Genomic DNA, 25398 nt, shown 5'->3' on the forward strand with positions numbered 1-25398 from the left:
GCGTACTCCTCTCGATCGTCTATAGGTATAAACGATCAAGCTGTGCGTTCCCCTTCCGGAGGCTGGGTGAATCCCGGGGAATTCTCAGTTTCGCTCGGCGACGACCGCGACGGCGAGGTCGGCACGGTCGCTCACCAGGCCGTCGATCCCACTGCTGAGCAGGCGTTTCATGTCGGTCGGATCGTTCACGGTCCAGACGTGGACCTCGGCACCGGCCGCGTGCACGACGCGCACGAATCGACGCGAGACGATGCGCACCGGGCCGAAGCGCTCGGGTACCTGCAACGCCACCGCGCCCCGGAGCGCGCGACGCACGAGCCGGGGGGAGCCGAGCCACGTCGCAAGGAGCACGCCGATGACGCCGGCCTGTCCGGTCGAAGTGGCGACGCCCGGCAGAAGGTCGGCGAGACGGCGCCGTCGAGCGTCGGAGAAGCTCGTGAGGAGCACCCGATCGGATGCCGCAGCCGCCCGGATCACCTCGACCACGGGCAGCACCGCGTCGGCGACCTTCACGTCGATGTTGAACCGCGCCTCGGGAAACCGCGCGAGCGCCTCGGCGAGCGTGCAGAAGCGCTGCCCGGCGCCGAGCTCGATGCGCTCGAGTTCGGCGATCGAGAGCTCGGCGACGAGGGCGGACGTGCCCGCCACGCGGTCGATGGTGTCGTCGTGGGCGATGACCACGACGCCGTCGGCGGTGAGGCGCACGTCGGTCTCGAGGTATCCGGCGCCGACCTCGAGCGCGAGCTCGAAGGCGAGCAGCGTGTTCTCGGGCGCAACGACCGCGAGCCCCCGATGTGCGAGGACCCGCGGTCGTGGTGGATCGAGGTAGCGCGAGGCCACCGGCGTCAGACGCGGCCTGTCGGCGGCGTTCCGCCTTCGGTGCCGACGCCCGCACCGGGAGCGCTCGGCGGCGTGAACGCCTTGCCGATGCCCTTCAGCGCCTCGGTGAGCTCGCTCGGGATGATCCAGAGTTTGTTCGCCTGGCCCTCGGCGAGCTGCGGCAGCATCTGCAGGTACTGGTAGCCGAGCAGCTTGGGGTCGGGGTCGCCCTTGTGGATGGCGTCGAAGACCGTGAGGATCGCCTCCGCCTCGCCCTGGGCGCGGAGCACCGCGGCCTTGGCATCACCCTCGGCCTGGAGGATGGCGGCCTGGCGCTGGCCCTCCGCCGTGAGGATCGCGGACTGCTTCGTGCCCTCGGCCGTGAGGATCAGGGCACGACGGTCGCGCTCGGCGCGCATCTGCTTCTCCATCGAGTCCTGGATCGAGAGGGGCGGATCGATCGCCTTCAGCTCGACTCGGGAGACGCGGATGCCCCACTTGCCGGTCGCCTCGTCGAGGACGACTCGGAGCTGGCCGTTGATGTTGTCGCGCGAGGTGAGCGCCTCTTCGAGGTTCAGCCCGCCGACGACGTTGCGGAGCGTCGTGGTCGTGAGCTGCTCGACCGCACCGAGGTAGTTCGCGATCTCATAGGTCGCGGCCCGTGCATCGGTCACCTGGAAGTACACGACCGTGTCGATCGAGACCACCAGGTTGTCTTCGGTGATCACCGGCTGCGGAGGGAAGGACACCACGGTCTCGCGCATGTCGACGAGCGGCCGCAGCCGGTCGATGAACGGGATGAGGAGGTTCAGACCCGGCGTGAGCGTCTTGTGGTAGCGGCCGAGCCGCTCGACCACGCCCGCATACGCCTGCGGGATGATCCGGATCGATCGTGCGATGACGACGATCACGAAGATGACGATCGCGGCGACGATGACCGTCGTGATCACCGATACGACATTCACTGGGGAGTGCTCCTCTCGAGCGGCACGACGACGGCGGTCGCACCGTCGATGCCCGTGACGAGCACACGCTCGCCGACCGCGACATCGGCCTGTTCGGTGATGGGGGAGAGGCGTGCCGTCCACACCTCGCCGTTCTGCAGACGCACCTGGCCGCCGGCGGGGCTCACGGTGCGCACGACATTGCCGTCGACGCCGATGAGGGCGTCGATGTTGCTGCGTGCCGGGTCGGCCCCTCGTTGCAGGGCGCGGAGCAGGGATGGCCGCAGGGTCAGGATCAGTCCGACGGCGACGACCGCGGCGATCACGAACTGGGCCCACCACGGGATGCCGAACAGGCCGGAGAGCAGGCCTGCGACGCTGCCGAGCGCGAGCATCAGGAAGGTCATCTCGAGGGTGAACACCTCGATCGTGGCGAAGACGAGGATGAGCACCAACCAGGCGATCCACGCGTACTGAGTGAGCACATCCACTTCGTTCTCCTTCGCACGGGCCCCACTTCGAAACTAGCAGGGCGAGGGATGCCGCGGGGGAGTTGATATCCTCGGTGCGGCGCAACGCCGTGGACCGTCCGGTCCGATCCGACCTGCCCGAGGAGTCTCGAACGTGACCAACCCACTCGCCCCTGGATCCCTGACCGGCAAGGTCGCCCTCGTGACCGGCTCCTCTCGTGGCATCGGCGCCGACACGGCCCGCTATCTCGCGGGCGCCGGCGCGGCCGTCGTGGTGAACTACCGCAGCAAGGCGCCGCGCGCCGACAAGGTCGTGGCCGAGATCGAGGCTGCCGGCGGCCGTGCGATCGCCGTCGGAGCAGACCTCACCGACGCGGCATCCGTCACCGATATGTTCCAGCAGGCCGTCGCCGCGTTCGGGCCCGTCGACGTGCTCGTGCTGAATGCCTCGGGCGGCATGGAGACCGGCATGGGCGAGGACTACGCCATGCGGCTGAACCGCGACGCGCAGGTCAACGTCGTCGACAACGCCCTGCCGCACCTCGCCGAGGGCGCGCGCATCGTGTTCGTCACGAGCCACCAGGCCCACTTCATCCGCACGACCCCGACCATGCCCGAGTACGTGCCCGTCGCACTGTCCAAGCGGGCCGGTGAAGACGCGCTCCGAGCCAAGCTCCCCGAGTTCGAGGCTGCCGGCGTCGAGTTCGTCGTCGTCTCGGGCGACATGATCGAGGGCACGATCACGGCGACGCTGCTCGAGCGCGCGAACCCGGGCGCGATCGCAGCCCGAAAGTCCGACGCCGGGCGCCTCTACAACGTGTCCGAGTTCGCCGCCGAGGTCGCGGCCGCCGCGGTCGACCCGATCCCGGCCGACAACACGCGCTACGTCGGCGACACCTCGGGCTTCGCGCCCGAGGACTGATCCGCTGCGCGGGCCCCGGCTCCGCACGCGCTGACAGCAGACGCACCAACGGCAGAGGCCGGTCGGAGACTCCGACCGGCCTCTGCCGTTGCGTTCGCCGGATGCGCGCGGCCGCGGCATCCGTTCACGAATGGATCAGGCGGCGCCCTTGCCGAACGTGAACGCGCGCACGATCTGCACGATGCCGAGGATGATCAGGCTGATGCCGGTGATCACGAAGAGGATGACCGCTCCCCAGATCGGCGAGAAGAGCAACACGATGCCCGCGATGAGGCTCAGGATGCCGAAGAAGATCGCCCAGCCCCGCGACGGGGCATCGCCCGACTGCACCAGCGCGACGATGCCCTCGATGATCCATACGACGCCCACGATGACGCCCAGGAGCACGGCGAGCACGGCGGCCGTCGCCGCGATGTTCGCGAACGCGATGACCGCACCGACGATGAACACGATGCCGAGGATGATGTCGAGCGCTCTCGCACCGCCCGAGATGCCCTTCGAGAAGATGCCGAGCCCCACGTAGGCGAGGCCGGCGATGAGGAGGTAGATCGCCAGCAGCACCGTGAGCACGCCCGCGGCGTCCTTCGGCCAGAACGTGATGAACACGCCGATGATCAGGGCGATCGCGCCCGAGATGCCGAGCGTCGTGCGCACCGTGTTGATGGCCGACTTCGACAGGTTCTCGGAGTTGAGGGAGAAGGCCGCGAAGACCGCGGGCTGCTGTGGCGACGACATGAGGGTGTCCTTTCGTGGACGACAGTTGAGGCACGCTCAGCGTATTCCCAGACGCACCGACCGCGGCGGAGGTGACGGCGAGTCTCGTCGATTGACGCCCGGTGACGTTCGCAACGCGTGCGCCGTGACATCCGCCCCGCCCATCGGCCGATCCGCGCCCCTGTGGCAGGATCGAAGCGTGACCAGCGGTTCCGGGGGAGACCAGCGACTGCGCGAGCTCGCGTTGCTGCGACGTGCGCGCGACCGCATCGACCGCGAGTACGCGAAGCCGCTGAACGTCGACGAGCTCGCGCGCGGCATCAACATGTCGGCCGGCCACTTCAGCCGGCAGTTCAAGGCGGCCTACGGCGAATCCGTCTACAGCTACCTCATGACCCGGCGCATCGAGCGCGCGATGGCCCTGCTGCGCCGCGGCGACCTGAGCGTCACCGAGGTGTGCTTCGAGGTCGGCTGCTCGTCGCTCGGCACGTTCAGCACCCGATTCACCGAGCTGGTCGGCGTGCCGCCGAGCATCTACCGCCAGCAGCCCGACGGCATCTTCGAGGGCGTGCCCTCGGTGCTCGCGAAACGCGCCGCGAGACCGATCAGGAATCGAGAAGCGTCGACCGTGCGCCGCAAGTAGCGTGGCGGACATGGACATCACGATTCAGTACACGTTCCTCCCGCACACCGACGCCGAGGAGTCCCTCGCCTTCTATCGGGACACGCTGGGCTTCGAGGTGCGCAAGGACGTCGGATACGAGCAGATGCGGTGGATCACCGTCGGACCGGCCGGCCAGCCCGAGACGTCCATCGTGCTGACGCCTCCGACCCCCGACCCCGGCACGACCGCCGACGAACGCCGTGTCGTCGCCGAGATGATGGCGAAGGGCACCTACGCGAGCATCGTGCTCTCGACGACCGATGTCGACGGCGCATTCGAGCAGGTCGCCGCGAGCGGCGCCGAGGTCGCCCAGGAGCCGATCGACCAGCCGTACGGCGTGCGCGATTGCGCGTTCCGCGATCCCGCAGGCAACATGATCCGCATCCAGCAGCCGCAGTGACCGACGGATGCCGCGGCATCCGTTCGAACCAGAACCCAGCACGCATCCGCGCCGTGACCGGCGCGACCGAACCGAGGAGGACCCCATGGCCGAGACCACGAAGAAGGCCGAACCGTCGCACCAGGCGTTCAGCGCCGAGGAGCGGGCCGCGATGAAGGCCGCCGCCGCCGAGGCCAAGAAGGCCGCTCGCAAGGCCTCGGCCGAGGAGAAGGCCGCCGAGGCGCTGGCCGACTGCCTCGCGAGCATCGAGGCCATGGACGGCGACGACCGCGCCGCCGCCGAGACGATCCACGCGATCGTCCTCGAGCACGCCCCCTCGCTCCAGCCGCGCACCTGGTACGGCATGCCCGCCTACGCGGGCGCCGACGGCAAGGCGGTCGTCTTCTTCCAGCCCGCCGGCAAGTTCAAGGCCCGGTACGCGACACTGGGGTTCAACGACAGCGCGGCCCTCGACGAGGGCACCATGTGGGCCACCTCGTTCGCGATCACCAAGCTCACGCCGGCCGACGAGAAGCTCATCGTCGATCTGATCACGCGCTCGGTCGGCTGAATCGGCGCGATGCGGCATCCGTCATGATCACCAGGTGGACGACGGATGCCGCGTGCGCGACCACTCGATCCGGGCCGGACGCAGCTCGGGGGAGTGCAGGGTCATTGAACACGTGTTCGAGATCGGTCGGAGCGCGCGTTCCAGCGGCGAGCGCGTCGGAACGAGGTCTTGTCAGAATGGCCTGTAGCCGCCCATCCGATCCCTGGAGAGCCGCTCGGCCTCGTGGATCACCTCGAGCCGTCCGCGACGGCGCACATGTTCAGGCCCGAAACCGACATAACGACGGCAATTGGAGTACGGGACGAGAATCGAGTTGCGCTCGGGGCCCGGCACGGCGCCGGCGGCGGCGGGCACCCGAACATCGAGTGCGCGTCGAGTGCGGGACGTCGCATCCCGCATCCGAATGTGGGACGACGTCGTCGCGACGTGCGCGGATCCCGCGCAGGATTCCGGGCATGTCGCGGCACCCGATGTCCTCTCGTCGACGCTATCCCGTTGCGCCGATAATGCACATTATGTCGGAACGAGAGTTGGCGCCGGACTCAGCGCCGCCCGCGCGCCAGCCCTGAACCCCCTGCGCCGCCCACTCCCTCACCGGGATGGGCAGCGTCCGGACGGCACCTCAGAGGTTGCGGCGCGCGTCCGGGTCGTCTGCGAGCCGGTCCGCCTCGCGCTCCATGGCCTCCTGCTCGGCCTCGCTCAGCGGCGGGAGGCCGACCTGGTCGGCCGGGACGCCCGCATACGGGTCGGCGCCGGGGAACTCCTGACTGAAGGAACCCGCGACGACTCCCCCTGGTGGAACCTCGTCGCCGGCGGCGCCCAACAGCGTCTCCTCGCCGGGAGCCTGCTCCGGCACGTCGTCTCCGAGGTGCTTACGATGCCACTCGCCGCTCATGTCCACTCCCACCAGTACAGGGTCGATCACCATCGAATCCGTGATGACACCGGCAACGCAATGGACCGCCGGCATTCATCCACGGAGTGTTGGAGAAGTCTACGACGAGCGACCCGAAATCCGGCCTCGCGAGAGTGGCGCTCGGATTGGCGAGCATACGCCCACGATGCGGGGTCCCATGATCGGTGCGAGCCCGTTTCGGGCAGGTCGCGCGGGTCGGGCAGTAGATTCGCTGCATGATGTCTCCGAACGCGACCGGCACGGCGTGAGTTCGCGTCTCGCGCCACGCGCAGTCTCTCCGATCGGGCCCGCCCGGATCGGTGTGGGCCTGCTGGGCATCGCCGTGCTCGCCTACGCCTACGCGCTCCGCATCGCGGTCGGCGACGGCAATCCGTTCGACTACTTCGGCTACTTCACGAACCAGACCACGCTCCTGACCTGCCTCGTGCTCGTCGTCAGCGGGGTGTTCGCGGTGCGGCAGCGCGCAGCGCCGGAGTGGCTGACCCTTCTGCGGGGAATGGCGACCGCGTACCTGATCGTGGTGGGAGTCGTCTACAACGTCCTCGTGCCGGGCACCGGCACCGCCCCGGCCTGGGTGAGCGCCGCACTCCATGTCGTGCTGCCCCTCGTCGTCGCGTTGGACTGGATCCTCGTGCCGGACCGCCCGCCGCTGCCGTGGCGACGGCTCTGGCTCGTCGCGGCCTATCCGCTCGTGTGGGTGAGCGTCGTGCTCGTTCGCGGCGCGACCGACGGATGGGTACCGTACGGATTCCTCCTCCCCGAACATGGTCCTGCCTCTCTCACCGTGCACCTCATCGGGCTACTCTGTGCTGTACTCGCCGCAGGCGCCCTGGTCTGGGCGGCCAGTCGAATCCCGCTCCGGAGCTCCGACTCCGCGCCTCACCACCGGATCGACTCGTCCGATTCGGAGCCGGCGATGCGCGTCATCGGAGCAGAGTGAGAGGAAGCCGGGATGCGCGGGAATCTCGCGTTCACTGATCAATTGCGGCTGATCGAGGAACGGTCGGCCGCCTTCCGCACTGCGGTCGCCGCCGCACCCGGCCTCGACGTGCAGATGCCGACCCACCCCGAGCGCACGCTGTTCGATCACGTGCAGCACGTGGGCATGGGTCGCCGCAAGGCGGCTGCGGTCGTCGCCGCCGGGCCCGCGGTCGCTCCGCCGGAGGAATCCGCGTGGGGCGGGGGCACGAGTGCGCCTCGGGAGCGCGACGCTCTCCTGGCCTGGTGGGACGAGTCCGTCGAGCATCTGATGAGCGTGCTGCGCGCGGCCGGCCCCGATCGCCCCTGCTGGACCTGGTGGGGCGACTCGCCGTCACCGCAGACCTCCGGGGCCTGGGCGCGGCGCCAACTCCACGAGATCGCGGTGCACACCTTCGACGTGCAGCTGGCCGGGGGCGCCCCGCAGCCGATCCCGGAGCGGATCGCCCTCGACGGCTTCGACGACTGCCAGGTCACCCTCTGCGCGACGACGGTCGCCTGGCCGCACTCCCCCGCCATCGTCGACTACCACGCGACGGAGGGACGGTCCTGGCGCCTCAGGCTGTCCGAGGCCGGCGCCCAGGTCGCCGACCTCATGCCCGCTGCCGGCGAGGACTCCGGTGCGACCGATGCCTCGGCCAGCGGCACGGCCAGCGAGCTGGTGCTGTTCTTCTACGACCGCATACCGCTGGAGTCGCTCGAGTTCGAAGGCGACCGTCGCATCTTCGATGAGCTCGCTGCCTGGGACCCGTCGGCATGAGTGTCCTTCGACCCGATCGAACCCGGTCGAACCCACTCGATCACCGCATAGGCTTCGATCTATGAATCAGTCGGGAGCGCGCATCGCCGACATGGCCGCGACCACGGCGCTCATCACCGACCCCACGCGTGCGCGGCTCCTGACCTTGCTCCTGACGAATCCCGACGGGCGATCGACGGTGACGGTGCTGGCCCGTGAACTCGGCCTGCGCCAGCCGACGGTGACGCACCACGCGAGACTGCTGACCGAGGCGGGCGTGCTCACCCGGCTTCCGGAGGGGCGCCAGGCGTGGTACTCGATCGTGTCGGATCAGCGCGATCGCGTCGCCGAGCTGCTCGGCACCGATGCGGCCGCTCCCCCGAGCGACGCCGTGTTCGACCGGATCGCCGACGACCTCGCCGTGCGCTTCGCCGGGCAGTTCGGGCGCGAGACCATCGAGCGCACGCTGACCGAGAGTCGCGAACTGCTCGAGCGCGCGGGCACGGCGGCGCACCTGGCGTCGCGCACTGCCGAGTTCACCGCCCAGCGCCTCGCTGCGGTCGCGGCAGGGCGATCGGATGCCGCGGGCGTGCCAGAGGTCCTCTTCGTCTGCGTGCGCAACGCCGGAAGGTCGCAGATGGCTGCAGCACTGCTGCGGCGACTCGCCGGCGATCGGCTGCGCGTGCGCTCGGCCGGATCCGCACCCTCCAACCGCATCTCCCCCGTCATCGCGAACGCCCTCGACGAACTCGGCGCGTCGATCGGCGACGAGTTCCCGAAGGCGCTCACCGACGAGGTCGTGCGCGCCGCCGACGTCGTCGTCACAATGGGCTGCGGCGACGCCTGCCCGGTCTATGCCGACACGCGCTACCTGGACTGGGATCTCGCAGACCCGGTGGATCTCCCCCTCGAGCGCGTGCGCGTGATCCGCGACGACATCGATCGCCGCGTGCACGAACTGCTCGAGAGCCTCGTCTCGCGCGCGGGGTGAGCGTCGGCATGCGACCTCCGCGGCATCCGTTCATATAGATCGTGATCTATACTTCGAGGACTCCCCCGACGAAAGGCCCGAAGATGCCCGAGATGCCCACGGTCCTGTTCGTGTGCGTGCACAACGCCGGCCGGTCCCAGATGGCCGCCGGCTACCTGCGGGCGCTCGGCGGCGACCGCATCGAGGTGCGTTCGGCCGGCTCCGAGCCGAAGGACGAGATCAACCCGGTCGCCGTCGCCGCGATGGCCGAGCAGGGCATCGACATCGCGAACCACACGCCGAAGATCCTCACCACCGAGGCGGTTCGCGACTCCGACGTCGTGATCACGATGGGCTGCGGCGACGCCTGCCCGATCTTCCCGGGCAAGCGCTACGAGGACTGGCAGCTCGATGACCCGGCCGGCCAGGGCCTCGACGCGGTGCGTCCGATCCGCGACGAGATCCGCGCCCGCGTCGAGTCACTCCTCGCCGAACTGCTCCCCCAGCGCCCGCGCGACTGACAGCTCTCGTCACGCGGACGCGCCGCCCCCATCGGCGCCTCGGGATGCCTCGACGTCGTCCTTCTCTTCGTCGAGGAGCATCCCGATCGGCGTCGCACATGTGTCGCCGCGCCAGGCTTCGACCCCCTCCCGCACGGCGAACACGGCGATCACGAGCGCGGCGAGCGAGTCCGCCCAGGCCCAGCCGAGCAGCGAGTTCAGCGCGAGTCCGATGAGCACCGCGGCCGAGAGGTAGGTGCAGATCAGGGTCTGCCTGCTATCGGCGACGGCCGTGGCGGATCCGAGTTCCCGACCGGTTCGACGCTCGATCCACGACACGACGGGCATCACGACCACGCTCAGCGCCGTGATCGCGAGCCCGACCGCGGTGTGCTCCGCTTCGGGCAGCGCTCCGGCGATCGTCAGCACGGCCGTGATGCCCACGTAGGCGGCGAGGGCGAAGAACGAGAACGCGATGACCCGCAGGGTCGGCTTCTCGTATCGCGCCGGATCGGCGCGCGTGAACTGCCACGCGACCGCCGCCGCGGAGAGCACCTCGACGAGCGAATCGAGGCCGAAGCCGAACAGTGCAGCCGACGAGGCGGTGGCACCCGCCGCGATCGCGACCGCAGCCTCGATCAGGTTGTAGACGATCGTGAAGCCGACGATCCATCGGATGCGCTGCTGCAGGACGGCCCGACGCTCGCCGGACGGGCCGAGACTCATGCCGGGGAGCCGCAGCAGCTCGACTCGGCGACGAGGTCGGTCGAGCACACGCCGGTGGCCGGCAGCCTGAGTTCGACCCGTGTCGCCGCGGCGAGATCCCCGGCGAGCCACGCCACGACGGAGCGCACCTGCTCGTACCCCGTCGCGAGCAGGAACGTCGGCGCACGTCCGTACGATTTCATGCCGACGATGAAGAATCCGTGCTCCGGATGCCGCAGCTCGGCGATTCCGTGCGGCTCGACGGTGCCGCACGAGTGCAGGTTGGGGTCGATGAGCGGGGCGAGTCGTTTCGGCGCCTCGACGACGTCGTCGAGCTCGAGGCGCACTTCGCGGAGCAGGGAGAGATCCGGCCGGAACCCCGTCGCATTCACGACCAAGTCGGTGGCGTGGATCGCGACTTCTCCCCCGCGCCGGCCGAGGAGCTCGACGTGATCGCCCGCTCGCCGCGCCCGCAGGATCTCGAAGCCGTCGACGAACTCGATGTCGCCGCGGCGAACGGCCGCTTCGACGCGACCGCCGAGCCTCGCCCGGTCGGCGAGTTCGTCCCCGTCGGAGGACGAGACGCGCGCCGCCTGCGCGTTGCGGATCAGCCAGGCGACCCGCGTGCCGGGAGTCTCATGGGCGAGCTGCACCAGGCCCAGGAGGGTGTTCGCCGCGGAGTGCCCCGCGCCGACGACCGTCGTGCGCCGCCCGGCGAACGTCGCCCGGTCGCGGCCGAGCACATCCGGGAGCGCGGCGCGAAGGTGTTCGGCGACCTCGTCGAGGCCGAGCAGTCCGAGGCCGTTCGAGCCGAGCGGGTTCGGCGTGCGGTAGGTGCCGGAGGCGTCGAGCACGGCACGCGCGTGCATCTCGTCGACCCCGTCGGCCGTCTTCATCCGCACGAGGAACGGCGTCGACGCGCGGTTGGTCGTGCGCGTGCGATCCATGCCGTCGCGGCTGACCGCGAGCACCTCGACGCCGGTGCGGATCCGTGGAGCGATGACGTCGAGCTCGCTGAGCGGCACGAGGTACGCCTCGACGAGTTCCGACCCCGTCGGCGCTCGCGCCGGGTCGGGCTGCGCCCATCCGGTCGCGTCGAGCAGCCGCTGCGACGCGGGGTCGACGAGGTGCCTCCACGGCGAGAACAGGCGCGTGTGCCCCCAGTCGCGAACGCTGTCGCCGACCCGCTCCCCCGCTTCGAGCACCACGAACTCGATGCCGCGCTCGGCCAGGTTCGCGGCGGCGGCGAGCCCGATCGGGCCGGCGCCGATGACGACGACCGGCAACGACTCGAGGCGCTCGTTCGTCACGTGCCTGGTGGTCAGGTCGAGCAGGGTCACGGCGAATCTCCTTGATATCGATGAACTTCGATGCTCAGTATTCGCCCATGTATCGAAGTCTGTCAATATCGACTACCATCGATGCATGGTCACCATGCTCGAGATCACGGATGTCAGCGTCACCCGGAACGGCGACGCCGACGCAGGCGCCGTGGCCTGCTGCGCGCCCCTCGTGCGCGAGCCCCTCGATGCCGAGGCGGCCGAACTGCTGGCCCGCAACATCAAGGCGCTCGCCGACCCGACCCGCCTGCGCCTGCTGTCGATCGTCGCGGCATCCGACGGCGGCGAAGCCTGCGTCTGCGATCTCACCGCGCCGGTCGGCCTCAGCCAGCCGACCGTCTCCCACCACCTCAAGATCCTGACCGACGCCGGGTTCCTCACGCGTTCGAAGCGCGGCACCTGGGCGTACTACCGTCTCGTTCCCACGGCGCTCGACGACGTCGCGCGCGTGCTCGGCTCGGTCTGAGCCGAGCACGTCCTCCGCGCCGGGCTCCCATGCGGACGGGTCGGATAACGCCGAGCCTGTCGCGGCCGTCGTGCCCGCGGTGGCTCACGCCACCGGCGTGAACCCCCGCGCGACCTCGATCAGAATGCGCGTTCCGTAGCCCGTCGCCCCCTTCGAACGCCAGGAGTCGTCGGCGTCGGACTGCATGGTTCCAGCGATGTCGAGGTGGGCCCACGGCGTGTCGCCGACGAACTCCGAGAGGAAGAGGCCGGCGGTCGCCGCACCGGCGGAGGCCCCGCCGAGGTTCGAGATGTCGGCGATGTCGGAGTCGAGCTGCTTTCGGTACTTGCGCTCGAGCGGCAGCTGCCAGGCGGGCTCGTCGGTCGCGTCGGCTGCAGCCTTCACGCGGTCGACGAGCGGCTGGCTGGTGCCGAACAGTGCGGCCGTCGACGGGCCGAGCGCCATGAGCGCCGCGCCCGTGAGCGTCGCGATGTCGATGATGGCGTCGACGCCCGCCTCGGTGGCGAGCACGAGTCCGTCCATCATCACGAGGCGGCCCTCGGCGTCGGTGTTCTTGACCTCGACGGTCTTGCCGCCACGAGCCGTGAGCACATCGCCGAGCTTGTACGCGGAGCCCGACGGCATGTTGTCGGTGCAGAGGAGCCACCCCGACACGGCGGCCGTCGCCCCGAGGTCGCGCAGCGCCGTGAAGGCCGCGAGCACCGAGGCCGCCCCGCCCATGTCCATCTTCATGAGCAGGTGCATCGGGTCGGACGGCTTCAGGCTGATGCCGCCGGAGTCGTACATGATGCCCTTGCCGACGAGCCCGAGGTGCCCGCTCGGCTCGCCCGCCGGCGTGTAGCGCAGGACGACGAGCCGCGGTTCCTCGGCGCTGCCGGCGTTGACGCCGAGCAGGCCCCCGCAGCCCATCTCGATGAGTTCCTGCTTGTCGAACGCCTCGACGTCGAACCCGAACCGACCGCCGAGGATCGTCGCGACATCCGCGAGATCGCTGGCGGTGAGGTGGCTCGGCGGCGTGTTCGCGAGGTCGCGGGCGATCGCGGTGGCACGCGCGGTCACGATGCCCTGGGCGATGCCGTCGGATGCCGCAGCAGCATCGACCCCGTCGAGGAGCAGTTCGACCGTGGCGAGCTTCGGCTCGCGGGCGGTGGCCTTGAGCGCGTCGTACCGGTAGCGGCCGAGCAGGGCGCCCTCGGTGAGCGCACGAGCGGCGGATGTCGCGTCGACCGTGCCGATCGTGGTCACGCGCAGGCCGATGCGCGTGGCCTTCGGCACCGCTCGCACGAATGCGGCGGCGGCGTCGCGCAGCCCGGCCTCGGAGAGGTCGTCGACCGCGCCGGCGCCGATGACGACGAGCAGCGTCGGCTCTGCACCCGCGAGCACGAGCGTCGTGCCGGGCTTCGCCTCGAAACCGGCCCGCCCGAGTGCCGCGCGATCCAGCGGCACGCCGTCGGGAAGGTCGCCGTCGGAGTGCACGAGCACGCCGATCGCCTCGAGTGCACCCGCCCCGAGCTCGTCGACGGCGGTCACCCCGACGGCGTCGGACGCCGCGAGCGACGGGATCGCCGAGAACTCGGCCGGGATGAGCTTGTTCGGGCTCCTGGTCATCGTGCCGCCTCCACTGCTTCGGGGTCTTCGACCTCGTCGATCGGGTCGTCGTCGTCGGGCTCGAGCTTCTCGGGCAGGTCGCCCTTGCGCACGCCGGGCATCCTGAGGGCCGGGACGATCGCGAGCAGGGCGAGCAGGGCCAGGCCGAGCAACGAGATCTTCAGCGACTGGAGTCGTGCGTCTTCGTTGATCTCGACGGCGGCGGCGATCTCGGCCTCGCTCGCCGCGGTCCCCTGCAGGGCGGCCTCGAGCTGGCTGTTCGTCATGAAGTCGGCCTCGTTGATGTTGACCGAGGCGATGAGTTCGTCGCCGATCTCGGGATGGTCCGCAGCCGAGACGGCCAGCGTCGACGAGAGGATGCCGACCGCGAACGCGGTGGCCACGGCGATGCCGACCGAACCCGAGAGGTTGTGCACGAGGCCGCGCCACGCCCCGACGTCGCCGGCGAGCTGCTTCGGCGCCGACGAGAGCAGGGTGTTGAAGACCAGGGCCACGATCGACCCCTGTCCGAGACCCAGCAGGATGAGGCCGATGACGACGAACGCCTGGCCCCACTCGCCCCGAACGGTGAACGCCAGCAGGGTGAGCGCGAGTGCGACGACGACGAAGCCGGCAGCGCCGAGGATGCGCGGCGTGAACTTGCCGTACAGGTACGCGATGAACGTCGACGCGAGGAAGATCGAGAGCGTGTACGGGATGATCGAGAACGAGGTCTCGATGCCGCTGAGGCCCTGCACGACCTGCATGTAGAGCGGGATCAGGAAGTTCGCGGCGGTGCCGACGAACAGCATGATGGCCATGCACGCCGTGACCGCACGTTCCGATCCGGTGGCGAGCACGCGCAGGTCGAAGATCCTCGGCCGGTTCTCCCGACCCCGTCGGCGGAGCCACAGGAAGAACACCTGCCCGACCACGATGCCGAACACGATGAGCACGGGCGCCGGTGAGACGCCGAGGATGTCGAACGGCGCCTGCGTCGTGGCATCCCACACGCCCCAGCTGTTGAGGCCCGAGAACCCGAAGCTCAGCAGCACGATGGCCACGGCCGCGAGCCCCGCGCCGATCCAGTCGATCGTGAGTCCGGGCTGGTTCGGCACCTTCTTGAGGCCGAAGCTCAGCAGCAGGTTCACGGCGCCGAGGGCGACCATGAGGGCGAACGACCAGCGCCAGCCGATCGTCGTCGCGAACGACCCGGCGATGAGCAGGGCGAGCACGCCGGCGGCCGGGATCGCGGCTGCGAGCAGCCCGATCGCCTTCGCCTGCTGGTCGCCGTGGTAGTTCGTGGCGATGAAGACCGTGAGCGCCGGCGCGATGAGCGCGATGACGGCACCCGACGAGGCCTGCGCGATGAACAGCATCGCGGGGCTCTGCGACAGCGCGACCCCGGCCATCGCGAGCGCGTGCACGCCGACCGCGATCTGGAACACGCCACGGGTGCCGAAGCGGGCGCCGATCTTCGCGCCGAGCAGGATGAACGCCGCCATCGCGAAGGTGCCCGCCGTGATGGCCGTTCCCACCGACGATGCCGCGGTGTCGAGGTCGGTGGTGATGCCCGCCATCGAGACCGTGAGCGCGTTGACCGCGAACGACGCCTGGATCTGCGTCAGCACCACCACGATGAGCGGCAGCCACGGGGCCTTCGCCTTCACCGTCGATCCCTCCGCAACGACTTCACCCGAACGCCCGCTCGACGCCATCAAGCACCTCTCCCCCGAAACGTGTGGGCCCGTGCCGTGCAACGGACGGGCGCTCACCGCTGACAGTATCGCCCCGACCGCGCAAGCGGAACCATGCGACTCCTCGATCGATGGAAGGGGCCGCACTAGGGTTGCCGCATGGATCCCATCGCGCTCACGTTGGGCATCCTCGCGCTCGCCATCGTCGCGTTCCTCTCGAACCGCGTGCCGCTCGGCATCGTCGCGATCGGCGTCTCGGTGGCGCTGTGGGCGACCGGCGTGCTCGATCTCGGGCAGGCGCTCGCCGGATTCGGCGATCCGACCGTCGTCTTCATCGCGAGCCTGTTCGTCGTGAGCGAGGCGTTGGACTCCACCGGCGTCACGGCCTGGGCCGGTCAGGTCGTCATCGGCAGGGCCGGAACCCGACGGACGCCGCTGCTCCTCGTCGTCTGCGTGCTCGTCGCCGTGATCACGGCGCTGATCAGCGTGAACGGCGCGGTCGCGGCACTCATCCCCGTCGTCGTGGTGGTCGCGACCCGCGCCGGCATCCCGCCGTCGCAGATGCTCATGCCGCTCGCCTTCTCGGCGCACGCCGGGTCGATGCTCGCACTCACGGGCACGCCCGTGAACATCATCGTGAGCGAGACGGCGGCGGATGCCGGTGCTCGCCCGTTCGGCTTCTTCGAGTTCGGACTGGTCGGTCTGCCCCTGCTCGTCGGCACGTTGCTGATCATCGCCGTCTTCGGCCGATGGCTCCTGCCGTCACGCGCGCCGACCTCGATCCCCCAGGATCTCGCTGCGCTCTCCGACACGCTCCGACGCCAGTACGCGATCCCCGACGGCACCGAGCTCATCGGCGTGCGCAACGGCGTCACGGAGGTCGTGGTGGCTCCGCGGTCGAAGCTCATCGGCCTGCGCCTCTTCGCCGGCATGACCACCCCGAGCGGCGACCTCGTCGTCGTCGCGGTGCAGCGTGCGGGCGAGGAGCTCGTCGACCCCGACGAGACGCTCCAGCTGGGCGACACGCTCCTGCTGTCCGGCGCGTGGGACGATCTCGAGCGGCGCACTGCGGGCCCCGACGTGCTCGTCGTCGACCGGCCGTCGGGGCTGCGGCGCGCGGTTCCGCTCGGCGTCGGCGCGAAGCGCGCGATCGTCGTCCTCGCCCTGATGGTGGCGCTGCTCGCCACGGGACTGGTGCCCGCCGCGATCGCCGGCCTGCTCGCGGCATCCGCCCTGGTGCTCCTCAAGGTCGTGACGCCGACGCGGGCGTACCGGAGCATCTCGTGGACGACCGTCGTGCTCGTCGCGGGCATGATCCCGCTCTCGACGGCGTTCGTGCAGACCGGAGCGGCCGACCTCGTCGCCCGAACGCTGCTCGACCTCGTCGGCGACGCATCGCCGACCGTCGCCCTGCTGGCCGTGTGCGTGCTCACGATGGTGCTCGGCCAGCTGATCTCGAACACGGCGACGGTGCTCATCGTCGCCCCGATCGCGGTCGTCATCGCGGGCGAGCTCGGCGTCTCGGTGCTGCCGTTCATGATGGCGCTCGCGGTCGCAGGCGCCGCGGCGTTCCTCACGCCGGTCGCGACGCCGGTGAACACCATGGTGCTCGAGCCCGGGGGCTACCGGTTCGGCGACTACTGGAAGCTCGGCCTGCCGCTCCTGCTGCTCTTCCTCGCGGTCGCGGTGCTCTATGTGCCGCTGATCTGGCCGTTCTGATCGCGACGACCCCTGCCGATCAAGGCACTCGTCGCATCGATGCGTGCTGATCGACGTGTTGAACGAATGGATGCCGCGGCTCATCGCATCGTCGAGCGATCGACGATGCGACGCGAGTCATCGGTCGATGGGCATCCCCAGCTCGTTCAACGGCGTGTCGATCGCGCGCTCCGGCAGCCGCTCGGTCGTCGGGCACTCGAGCATCGAGTTCGGCGTCGAGTGGTCGATCGTGTGCTCGCCCATCGCATGCCCGCAGAGCGGGCACGGACGCTCGGCGAGCGGACGCGGGTCTTCGGGATTCTCGTCGACGGCCTGCGTGCCGCCCAGGGTCGACGCCATCGAATGGCCGACCCGATCGACGAGTCGGGAGAACGAGTTTCCGGTCTTGCCCTCAGGCGGGCTCGCCACTTCGCGCACCATGCGCGGATGCTACGCCTGCCCGGCCCTCGCCGCCAGCACCCCGACGACATCCGTTCTACGCTGGCCTCATGGCACCACGAGAGACCGCGAACCGACCCGTCACGATCATCACCGGCGGGAGCAGGGGCATCGGCGCAGCGATCGCCGTCCGACTCGCTGCCGAGGGGCACGACCTGGTCCTCACCTACCGCGAACGCCGCTCCGACGCCGAGGCGGTGCGCTCCGACTGCGAGACGGCCGGCGCACAGGTGCTCCTGCTCCAGGTCGACATGGCCGATCTGGATGCCGCGGCCACCGTCGTCCCCGACGCGATCGCCCGCTTCGGCACCGTGACGGGCCTCGTGAACAACGCGGGCATCACGGCCCGCATCGGTCCGTTCCTCGACGCCCCGATCGACGAGACCGAACTCGTGTTCCGCATCAACGTGCTCGCGCCGACGCTGCTCACGCAGGCCGCGATCGCGCACATGGCGACCGACCGCGGCGGCTCCGGCGGTGCGGTCGTGAACATCTCGTCGGGCGCCGCGACGAGCGGGTCGCCGAACACCTACGTCACCTACGCGATGAGCAAGGCGGCCCTGAACGCGCTCACCATCGGCGCCGCGAAGGAGTTCGGCCCCGTCGGCGTGCGCGTCAACACGGTCTCGCCCGGCACCACCCGCACCGAGATCCATGCGGCGGCCGGGCGGCCCGACGCACCCGACGAGCGGGCACCGGGCATCCCGATGCGCCGACCGGGCGAGGTCCACGAGATCGCCGGCGCGGTCGCGTACCTGCTCTCCGACGACGCCTCGTACACCTCCGGCGCCGACATCCGCATCACGGGCGGCAACTGAGGGACGAGGGCCGCGCGAAGCCGTCCGCAGGCTCACGCCGACCCTCGCTGGGTGCGACTTCACCGCACCCAGCGCCCCGCCGGACGCTCAGTGCTCGCCGAACCCGCTCTGCACGAGATCCGCGAGCGCATCCACGGCGGCGACGCCCTCGGGATCCTCGCTCGCGATCTCGACCGAAGCGCCCTTCGTGAGCCCGAGCGACATGATCGCGAGCAGGCTCCTCGCATCGATGCCGTTCACGGTCACCCGCTGCCCGAACGTGCTGGCGAGCTTCACGAACTCGGCGGCGGGGCGCGCGTGCAACCCGTCGTGGTTCGTGATCGTCTCGCGTCGCGAGTACCCGCCCGTCGTGGCGGTCGTCGCGGCTGCTTCGGGCTGCGCGGCGGATGCCGGTGCCCCGGCGTCGCCGGGCCCGCCCGCGGCATCCGGCCCACCGCCGTCGCCCGACGTGGCGTTCGCCGAACGTGCCGCCGCGACCACCGCATCAAGCGCATCGCCGGCCTCGGCGGCGACCGCCGCGGCCACGCCGCCCTCGACGAGCGGAGCGTCGGCGATGACGACGCGAGCACGCTGCTCGTCGTCGAGGAAGTCGAGCGCGGTCTCGGTCGTGAGGATCGCCGAGCCCAGATCGCACAGCACGACGGCGCCGGCTCCCGAATCCGCCTCGACGATGGCCGCCGTGACGCGGTCGAAGCTCGTGCCGATACGGCCGTCATCGGTGCCGCCGGCGGCGACCAGGGCCACCGTCGGCGCCATCTGGGCCGCGAGGTCGACGAGCCCCTCGGCGATCTTCGACGAGTGCGAGACGAACACGAGCCCGACGCGTGACGAGTCGCCCACCTCAGGCACCGGTCGACTCGGACGCGGCGTCGGCGGCCGCACGCAGCAGCAGCGCCGTGGATTGCGCGCCCGGATCGCGATGGCCCACCGAGCGCTCCCCGAGGTAGCTCGCACGGCCCTTGCGGGCGACGAGCGGCTCGGTCGCGACCGCACCGGCCTCGGCCGCATCCGCGGCAGCGGCGAGCACGGCCGTGGCGTCGGCACCGGATGCCGCGGCCGCGGCCGCCGCATCGACCGCCGGCGTCCAGGCGTCGATCATGGTCTTGTCGCCCGATTCGGCCTTGCCCCGCGCCACGATGCCGTCACGTGCGGCGGCGAGGATCCTCGCGACGGCCTCGCCGTCGAGCGAGGACTCCGAGCCCGCCGCGGCCGCCGCCTTCAGGTACGCCGTGCCGTAGAGCGGCCCCGCCGCCCCGCCGACCGTCGAGATCAGCGTCATCGCCACGAGCTTGAGCACGTCGCCGGGAGTCGACCCCGCAGCGAGGTCGTCGAGTTTCGGCACGACCGCGGTGAATCCCCGATCGAGGTTCTCGCCGTGGTCGCCGTCGCCGATGTCGCGATCGAGCCTGATCAGCTCGACGCGGTGCTCGGCGATGACGTCGGCGCTGCGCCTGACCCAGTCGACCGCCCAGGTGATGTCCAGTCCCACGCGCCTATCGCCCCCATCTCAGCGCCGCCGTCTGGACGGGCGCATCCCAGAGTTCGATCATCTCGTCGTCGAGCTTCAACAGCGTGATCGACATGCCCTGCATCTCGAGCGCGGTGATGTAGTTGCCCACGAGCGAGCGCTCGACCGTGATGCCCCGCTCGCGGAGCACCTCGTCGGCGCGACGGTAGGCGAGGTACAGCTCGACCTGCGGCGTGCCGCCCATGCCGTTGACGAAGAGCAGCACGCGGTCGCCCTCGCCGTACGGCAGGTCGGACAGGATGGGCTCGAGCAGTCGGTCGACGAGGCGGTCGGCGGGCTCGAGGCCCACGCGCTCGCGACCCGGTTCGCCGTGGATGCCGATGCCGATCTCGATCTCGTCGTCGCCGATGTCGAAGCTCGGCTCGCCCGCGTGCGGCACGACGCAGGCCGTCAGCGCCAGGCCCATGGAACGGGCGTTCGCGTTGACGCGCTCGGCGATGTCGGCGACCTCGTCGAGCGAGTCGCCGCGCTCGGCTGCCGCGCCCGCGATCTTCTCGACGAGCACGGTGCCGGCGACGCCGCGTCGGCCCGCCGTGTAGAGCGAGTCCTTGACGGCGACGTCGTCGTCGGTGACGACCGCGCGCACGGTGATGCCGTCCATCGCGGCGAGTTCCGCCGCGGTCTCGAAGTTGAGCACGTCGCCGGTGTAGTTCTTCACGATGTGGAGGACCCCGGCGCCGCCGTCGACGGCCTTGGTCGCCGCGAGGATCGGGTCGGGCGTCGGCGAGGTGAACACCGCGCCGGGCACGGCCGCGTCGAGCATGCCGAAGCCGACGTATCCGGCATGCAGCGGCTCGTGTCCGCTGCCGCCGCCGCTCACGAGGCCGACCTTGCCGGCGATCGGCGCATCGGCCCGCACGACGTGCACGGGCTCGAGCTCGACGCGCACGAGGTCCGCATGGGCTCTCCCGAATCCGGCGACCGATTCCTCGACCACTCGCTTCGGGTCGTTGATGATCTTCTTCACGCTCATCCTTCCCCCGGGCTGCAGGATGCCGAGCGACCGTGCATCGGCTCCGACGCAGCACTCCCGTCGCCAACCTACGCCAGCAGGCGACCGGCGTGGAAGAGGGATCTCCAACTCCCGCGCGGGCATTCCCCGCGAACGGGCCACGGGGATATGGTGACAATGCGGCCGCAACGTTGCGGCGCACGCGAAGGGGGTAGCAATGAATCTCGGGGTCATCTTCCTTTCGGAGATGGTTGGTACGGCGATGCTGGTCCTGCTCGGTTGCGGTGTCGTGGCGAACGTCGCGCTCGTGAAGAACAAGGGCTACAACGGCGGGTTCCTGATGGTGAACATCGGCTGGGGCCTCGCGGTCTTCTCCGGCGTCATCGTCTCGTACTCGTCCGGAGCACATCTGAACCCGGCGGTGACGCTCGGCCTCACGGCGAACTTCCTCGGCAAGGGCGAGACCGAGTTCGTTCCGGGCATCCCGATCGACGGTGCGTCGATCTTCACCTACATCGGCGCGCAGTTCGTCGGTGCCTTCATCGGCGCCGTCTTCTGCTGGCTCGCCTACAAGCAGCACTTCGACGAGGAGCCCGAGCCTGCCAACAAGCTCGGCGTGTTCTCGACCGGCCCGGCGATCCGCTCGTACGGCTGGAACCTCGTGACCGAGATCTTCGGCACGTTCGTCCTCGTCTTCGTGATCCTCGGGTTCTCGTACGGCGGCACGCCGGCCGAACTCGGTGCGATCCCGGTGGCGTTCCTCGTGATCGCGATCGGCGCCTCCCTCGGTGGCCCGACCGGCTATGCGATCAACCCTGCGCGCGACCTCGGTCCGCGCATCGCCCACGCGCTGCTGCCGATCAAGGGCAAGGGCGGCAGCGACTGGTCGTACTCGTGGGTCCCGGTGGTCGGTCCGGTCATCGGTGGTCTCCTCGCAGGATGGGCCGCGCTCGTCCTCCTGCCCGTACTCGGCTGAGCGGACGTGCCCGCACTCGACTGAGCGGGCACCGACGGCCGGCCCGCGCCGCATCGGCGCGGGCCCGCGATCAATGATTGGCGCGCCTCGCGCTGCGGGGCTGCAGACAGAGAGGAAGTCATGGCCGACTACATCCTGGCGATCGACCAGGGAACGACGAGCACCCGCTCGATCATCTTCGACAAGAAGGGGTCGATCATCGCGACGGGTCAGCTCGAGCACGAGCAGATCTTCCCGAAGGCGGGCTGGGTCGAGCACGATCCCGCCGAGATCTGGCGGAACACCCGCGAGGTCATCGGCCAGGCCCTCGGCAAGGCCGACCTGACCCGCCACGACATCGCGGCCGTGGGCATCACGAACCAGCGCGAGACCGCGGTGGTGTGGGACAAGAACACGGGCGAGCCCGTGTACAACGCGATCGTCTGGCAGGACACGCGCACGCAGCCGATCGTCGACCGCCTCGCGGCCGACGGCGGCGTCGAGCGGTTCAAGCAGGATGTCGGGCTGCCGCTCGCGACGTACTTCTCGGGCACGAAGATCGTGTGGATCCTCGAGAACGTGCCCGGCGCGCGCGAGAAGGCCGAGGCGGGCGACCTGCTCTTCGGCACGACCGACACCTGGGTCCTCTGGAACCTCACCGGCGGCGTCGACGGCGGCGTGCACGCGACCGACGTGACCAACGCGAGCCGCACGCTCTTCATGGACCTCGAGACGCTCTCGTGGCGCGACGACATCCTCGAGGCGTTCGGGGTTCCGAAGTCGATGCTGCCCGAGATCCGATCCTCGTCCGAGGTCTACGGCACGGTCGAGCCGTCGAGCCTGCTGCGCGAGGTTCCCGTCGCCGGCATCCTCGGCGACCAGCAGGCGGCGACCTTCGGTCAGGCGGCCTTCGGCCCCGGCGAGTCGAAGAACACGTACGGCACGGGCAACTTCCTGATCTTCAACACCGACACCGAGATCGTGCACTCGAAGAACGGGCTCCTGACCACGCTGGGCTACAAGCTCGGCGACCAGCCGGCCCACTACGCGCTCGAGGGTTCGATCGCGGTCACGGGTTCGTTGATCCAGTGGCTCCGCGACAACCTGGGGCTCATCTCGAGCGCACCCGAGGTCGAGGAGCTCGCGAAGACGGTCGACGACAACGGCGGCGCGTACTTCGTGCCGGCGTTCTCCGGCCTGTTCGCACCGTACTGGCGGTCCGACGCGCGCGGTGCGCTCGTGGGCCTCACGCGCTACGTGAACAAGGGGCACATCGCGCGGGCTGCGCTCGAGGCGACGGCGTTCCAGACCCGCGAGGTGCTCGACGCGGTCAACGCCGACTCCGGCGTCGACCTGACCGAGTTGAAGGTCGACGGCGGCATGATCGCGAACAACACGCTCATGCAGTTCCAGGCCGACATCCTGGGCGTGCCGGTGGTGCGCCCCGTGGTCGCCGAGACCACGGCGCTCGGCGCGGCGTACGCCGCCGGCCTCGCCGTCGGCTTCTGGTCCGACCTCGACGAGCTCCGCGCCAACTGGCAGGAGGACTCGCGGTGGGAGCCGAAGATGGACGCCGACGAGCGCGACCGCCAGATCCGTCTCTGGAAGAAGGCCGTCACGAAGACGTTCGACTGGGTCGACGACGACGTCACGTGACGCTCGTCCGATGAACGAGAGCACGGGCCCCGCGGATGTCGCGGGGCCCGTGCTCGTCGTCGGTGCGGGTCTCTCGGGTGCGGGCGTGCCGACGGCACTCGTCGCGCGCCGCGGATCAGCGGCTCACCGCTTGGTCGCGGCCACCCACTGCTCGAGCTTGCGTGCCGCCGCGCCGCTGTCGATCGTCTCGGCGGCGATGACCATCTGCTCGGCGAACCGGTCGAGGATCGAGCGCTGCACCTGCGAGGGGTCCTGTGCGAGGGCGTACGACACGAGTCCCGCGGCGGCGTTCAGCACGACGATGTCCCGGATCGGGCCCTGCTCCCCGGCGAACACCCGGTGCACGACCTCCGCGTTGAACGCCGCGTCGCCGCCCTTGAGCTGGTCGATCTTCGCGCGGGCGATGCCGAGGTCGCGCGGATCGAGGTCGTGCTCCTTGACGGTGCCGCGCGACACCTCCCAGACGTGGCTGTGGCCGGTCGTCGTGAGCTCGTCGAGGCCGTCGTCGCCGCGGAACACGAGCGCCGTCGCGCCACGGGTCTGGAAGACGCCGACGATCAGGGGAACGCGGTCGAGGTGGGCGACGCCGACGGCGGATGCCTCGGGCCGGGCCGGATTGCAGAGGGGGCCGAGGAAGTTGAAGACGGTCGGCACGCCGAGCTGGGCGCGCACGGCGCCCGCGTGGCGGAATCCGGGGTGGAACGCCGAGGCGAACGCGAACGTGATGCCCGCCTCGTCGAGCACCTCGCCGACCCGATCCGCCGGAAGCGCGAGATCGATGCCGAGCGCGGCGAGCACGTCGGACGAGCCCGAGGCCGAGCTGGCCGCGCGATTGCCGTGCTTGATCACCGGGACTCCGGATGCCGCAGCCACCACGGAGGCCATGGTCGACACGTTGACGGTGCCGAACCGGTCTCCGCCGGTGCCGACGATGTCCAGCGCCATCGGATCCACCTCGAGCGGCACGGCGTGCTCGAGCACGGCGTCGCGGAAGCCGACGACCTCGTCGACCGTCTCGCCCTTAGCGCGGAGCGCGACGAGGAACGCCGCGAGCTGCGCCTCGGTGGCCGCACCCGTCATGACCTGCTCCATGCACCACGCGGCATCCGACACGCTGAGGTCCTCTCCTGCGAGGAGGGCGGTCAGGATCGCGGGCCAGGTCTGTTCGGCGGACATGTCCTCGATCCTAGCCACGGGATTCAGGGCCGATTCACGGGTCGCTCCCACCCCGAGTTAGGGTTGCCTTACCGCGATGCAGGCGACACGTCTGCCGAGGATGACGAAAACTCAGTGCTGATTTCAGCCATAATGGTCTTCGTGACGAGCACTTCATTGACTTTCCAGGCGAGCGCGCCGGTGATCAAACGACCGAACACCGTAGCGGTGGGCACGATCGTCTGGCTCGGCAGCGAGGTCATGTTCTTCGCAGGCCTCTTCGCGATCTACTTCACGCTCCGGTCGATGTCGCCCGAGCTGTGGGCGGCGCAGGCCGACGTGCTGAACTTCCCGTTCTCCCTGACGAACACGATCATCCTCGTGCTCTCCTCGGTGACGTGCCAGTTCGGCGTGTTCGCTGCCGAGAAGATGCAGCCCTACGCCACCGGCTGGAAGCCGACCCAGTGGGGCATGGTCGAGTGGTTCTTCCTCACCTTCGCCATGGGCGCGATCTTCGTCTCCGGCCAGGTCTGGGAGTACGCGACGCTCGTCTCCGAGGGCATCTCCCTCTCCTCCGATTCCTACGGGTCGGCCTTCTACCTCACCACCGGCTTCCACGGCCTGCACGTGACCGGCGGTCTCATCGCGTTCCTCCTCGTCATCGGCCGCGTCTTCGCCGTGAAGAACTTCGGCCACAAGGAGGCCACGAGCGCGATCGTCGTGTCCTACTACTGGCACTTCGTCGACGTCGTCTGGATCGGCCTGTTCCTGGTCATCTACGTCCTCAAATAATCGC

General features: G+C 69.9%; 28 protein-coding genes. 14 read left to right on the top strand and 14 right to left on the bottom strand.

What is annotated here, in order from left to right; translation table 11 throughout:
• Window positions 1-84: 84 nt before the first annotated feature.
• The 3 genes from GQR16_RS04030 to GQR16_RS04040 are packed head-to-tail and all read right to left on the bottom strand — an operon-like array spanning window position 85 to window position 2254.
• The gene (locus tag GQR16_RS04030) at window positions 85-840 is read right to left on the bottom strand and encodes a glycerophosphodiester phosphodiesterase family protein (RefSeq protein ID WP_157413862.1); all 756 of its coding nucleotides are present in this window, start codon (window positions 838-840) and stop codon (window positions 85-87) included.
• Between the two features lie 5 nt (window positions 841-845).
• Window positions 846-1769 (bottom strand): SPFH domain-containing protein, encoded by a 924-nt coding sequence (locus tag GQR16_RS04035; protein ID WP_425482611.1) that lies wholly within the window; start codon window positions 1767-1769, stop codon window positions 846-848.
• A gap of 11 nt (window positions 1770-1780) precedes the next feature.
• Window positions 1781-2254: an NfeD family protein gene (locus tag GQR16_RS04040; RefSeq protein ID WP_157413864.1), complete on the bottom strand. Its 474-nt coding sequence runs from the start codon at window positions 2252-2254 to the stop codon at window positions 1781-1783.
• A 133-nt stretch (window positions 2255-2387) separates the two neighbouring features.
• Between GQR16_RS04040 and GQR16_RS04045 the strand changes: the two genes are divergently transcribed.
• Entirely contained in the window at window positions 2388-3155 is a 768-nt protein-coding gene (locus GQR16_RS04045) for an SDR family oxidoreductase (protein WP_157413865.1), read from the top strand.
• A 135-nt stretch (window positions 3156-3290) separates the two neighbouring features.
• On the opposite strand, the gene GQR16_RS04050 is transcribed toward GQR16_RS04045, so the two are convergent.
• Entirely contained in the window at window positions 3291-3890 is a 600-nt protein-coding gene (locus tag GQR16_RS04050; protein ID WP_157413866.1) for an HdeD family acid-resistance protein, read from the bottom strand.
• Window positions 3891-4068: 178 nt separating this feature from the next.
• On the opposite strand from GQR16_RS04050, the gene GQR16_RS04055 reads away from it, so the two are divergent.
• From GQR16_RS04055 to GQR16_RS04065, 3 genes are all read left to right on the top strand, one after another.
• Entirely contained in the window at window positions 4069-4512 is a 444-nt protein-coding gene (locus GQR16_RS04055) for a helix-turn-helix transcriptional regulator (RefSeq protein ID WP_157413867.1), read from the top strand.
• 10 nt (window positions 4513-4522) lie between these two features.
• Complete coding sequence (locus GQR16_RS04060; RefSeq protein ID WP_157413868.1) at window positions 4523-4933, top strand: VOC family protein; 411 nt, start codon at window positions 4523-4525, stop codon at window positions 4931-4933.
• An 85-nt stretch (window positions 4934-5018) separates the two neighbouring features.
• The gene (locus GQR16_RS04065) at window positions 5019-5483 is read left to right on the top strand and encodes an iron chaperone (RefSeq protein WP_157413869.1); all 465 of its coding nucleotides are present in this window, start codon (window positions 5019-5021) and stop codon (window positions 5481-5483) included.
• 622 nt (window positions 5484-6105) lie between these two features.
• Here the strand turns inward: GQR16_RS04065 and GQR16_RS04070 are convergent.
• The gene (locus GQR16_RS04070) at window positions 6106-6378 is read right to left on the bottom strand and encodes a hypothetical protein (protein ID WP_157413870.1); all 273 of its coding nucleotides are present in this window, start codon (window positions 6376-6378) and stop codon (window positions 6106-6108) included.
• Window positions 6379-6700: 322 nt separating this feature from the next.
• On the opposite strand from GQR16_RS04070, the gene GQR16_RS04075 reads away from it, so the two are divergent.
• From GQR16_RS04075 to GQR16_RS04090, 4 genes are all read left to right on the top strand, one after another.
• Window positions 6701-7339, top strand: coding sequence for a Pr6Pr family membrane protein (locus GQR16_RS04075; protein WP_246200476.1), 639 nt, complete (start codon window positions 6701-6703; stop codon window positions 7337-7339).
• Between the two features lie 12 nt (window positions 7340-7351).
• On the top strand, window positions 7352-8137 hold the full coding sequence (locus GQR16_RS04080; protein WP_157413871.1) for a maleylpyruvate isomerase N-terminal domain-containing protein: 786 nt from the start codon (window positions 7352-7354) through the stop codon (window positions 8135-8137).
• Between the two features lie 61 nt (window positions 8138-8198).
• Window positions 8199-9107 (top strand): arsenate reductase/protein-tyrosine-phosphatase family protein, encoded by a 909-nt coding sequence (locus tag GQR16_RS04085; RefSeq protein ID WP_170298402.1) that lies wholly within the window; start codon window positions 8199-8201, stop codon window positions 9105-9107.
• Between the two features lie 83 nt (window positions 9108-9190).
• Complete coding sequence (locus GQR16_RS04090) at window positions 9191-9607, top strand: arsenate reductase ArsC (protein ID WP_157413873.1); 417 nt, start codon at window positions 9191-9193, stop codon at window positions 9605-9607.
• A gap of 9 nt (window positions 9608-9616) precedes the next feature.
• Here the strand turns inward: GQR16_RS04090 and GQR16_RS04095 are convergent, their stop codons facing one another.
• Complete coding sequence (locus GQR16_RS04095; RefSeq protein WP_157413874.1) at window positions 9617-10312, bottom strand: cation efflux transmembrane domain-containing protein; 696 nt, start codon at window positions 10310-10312, stop codon at window positions 9617-9619.
• Window positions 10309-11631, bottom strand: a complete 1323-nt coding sequence (locus tag GQR16_RS04100) for an FAD-dependent oxidoreductase (RefSeq protein WP_157413875.1) — start codon at window positions 11629-11631, stop codon at window positions 10309-10311. The genes GQR16_RS04095 and GQR16_RS04100 overlap by 4 nt, the downstream gene beginning before the upstream one ends.
• An 85-nt stretch (window positions 11632-11716) precedes the next feature.
• On the opposite strand from GQR16_RS04100, the gene GQR16_RS04105 reads away from it, so the two are divergent.
• A complete protein-coding gene (locus tag GQR16_RS04105; protein ID WP_157413876.1) occupies window positions 11717-12097 on the top strand; it encodes a metalloregulator ArsR/SmtB family transcription factor in 381 nt (126 codons plus the stop codon).
• Between the two features lie 84 nt (window positions 12098-12181).
• Here the strand turns inward: GQR16_RS04105 and GQR16_RS04110 are convergent, their stop codons facing one another.
• Window positions 12182-13705 (bottom strand): leucyl aminopeptidase, encoded by a 1524-nt coding sequence (locus tag GQR16_RS04110; RefSeq protein ID WP_157413877.1) that lies wholly within the window; start codon window positions 13703-13705, stop codon window positions 12182-12184.
• Window positions 13702-15354: an MFS transporter gene (locus GQR16_RS04115; protein WP_211373427.1), complete on the bottom strand. Its 1653-nt coding sequence runs from the start codon at window positions 15352-15354 to the stop codon at window positions 13702-13704. The genes GQR16_RS04110 and GQR16_RS04115 overlap by 4 nt, the downstream gene beginning before the upstream one ends.
• A gap of 186 nt (window positions 15355-15540) precedes the next feature.
• Between GQR16_RS04115 and GQR16_RS04120 the strand changes: the two genes are divergently transcribed.
• Complete coding sequence (locus GQR16_RS04120; RefSeq protein ID WP_157413878.1) at window positions 15541-17100, top strand: SLC13 family permease; 1560 nt, start codon at window positions 15541-15543, stop codon at window positions 17098-17100.
• Window positions 17101-17217: 117 nt separating this feature from the next.
• Here GQR16_RS04120 and GQR16_RS04125 read toward each other — a convergent pair whose 3' ends face one another.
• Window positions 17218-17520: a hypothetical protein gene (locus tag GQR16_RS04125; protein WP_157413879.1), complete on the bottom strand. Its 303-nt coding sequence runs from the start codon at window positions 17518-17520 to the stop codon at window positions 17218-17220.
• A 68-nt stretch (window positions 17521-17588) separates the two neighbouring features.
• Between GQR16_RS04125 and GQR16_RS04130 the strand changes: the two genes are divergently transcribed.
• Complete coding sequence (locus GQR16_RS04130; protein WP_157413880.1) at window positions 17589-18356, top strand: SDR family NAD(P)-dependent oxidoreductase; 768 nt, start codon at window positions 17589-17591, stop codon at window positions 18354-18356.
• Window positions 18357-18443: 87 nt separating this feature from the next.
• Here the strand turns inward: GQR16_RS04130 and dhaM are convergent, their stop codons facing one another.
• The 3 genes from dhaM to dhaK are packed head-to-tail and all read right to left on the bottom strand — an operon-like array spanning window position 18444 to window position 20851.
• A complete protein-coding gene (dhaM, locus tag GQR16_RS04135; RefSeq protein ID WP_246200478.1) occupies window positions 18444-19205 on the bottom strand; it encodes a dihydroxyacetone kinase phosphoryl donor subunit DhaM in 762 nt (253 codons plus the stop codon).
• The gene (dhaL, locus tag GQR16_RS04140) at window positions 19198-19845 is read right to left on the bottom strand and encodes a dihydroxyacetone kinase subunit DhaL (protein ID WP_157413881.1); all 648 of its coding nucleotides are present in this window, start codon (window positions 19843-19845) and stop codon (window positions 19198-19200) included. Before dhaL ends, dhaM begins: the two co-directional genes overlap by 8 nt.
• Before the next feature lie 4 nt (window positions 19846-19849).
• A complete protein-coding gene (dhaK, locus tag GQR16_RS04145; RefSeq protein ID WP_157413882.1) occupies window positions 19850-20851 on the bottom strand; it encodes a dihydroxyacetone kinase subunit DhaK in 1002 nt (333 codons plus the stop codon).
• Window positions 20852-21053: 202 nt separating this feature from the next.
• On the opposite strand from dhaK, the gene GQR16_RS04150 reads away from it, so the two are divergent.
• Both GQR16_RS04150 and glpK read left to right on the top strand, forming a co-directional pair.
• Window positions 21054-21812, top strand: a complete 759-nt coding sequence (locus GQR16_RS04150) for an MIP/aquaporin family protein (RefSeq protein WP_157413883.1) — start codon at window positions 21054-21056, stop codon at window positions 21810-21812.
• A gap of 120 nt (window positions 21813-21932) precedes the next feature.
• Window positions 21933-23447, top strand: coding sequence for a glycerol kinase GlpK (gene glpK / locus GQR16_RS04155; RefSeq protein WP_157413884.1), 1515 nt, complete (start codon window positions 21933-21935; stop codon window positions 23445-23447).
• 123 nt (window positions 23448-23570) lie between these two features.
• Here glpK and trpD read toward each other — a convergent pair whose 3' ends face one another.
• Window positions 23571-24623, bottom strand: a complete 1053-nt coding sequence (gene trpD / locus GQR16_RS04160) for an anthranilate phosphoribosyltransferase (RefSeq protein WP_157413885.1) — start codon at window positions 24621-24623, stop codon at window positions 23571-23573.
• A gap of 132 nt (window positions 24624-24755) precedes the next feature.
• Between trpD and ctaE the strand changes: the two genes are divergently transcribed.
• Window positions 24756-25394, top strand: coding sequence for an aa3-type cytochrome oxidase subunit III (gene ctaE, locus GQR16_RS04165; RefSeq protein WP_157414004.1), 639 nt, complete (start codon window positions 24756-24758; stop codon window positions 25392-25394).
• Window positions 25395-25398 lie beyond the last annotated feature (4 nt).

It is taken from the genome of Agromyces allii (genome assembly GCF_009749385.1).
Lineage (GTDB): Bacteria > Actinomycetota > Actinomycetes > Actinomycetales > Microbacteriaceae > Agromyces > Agromyces allii.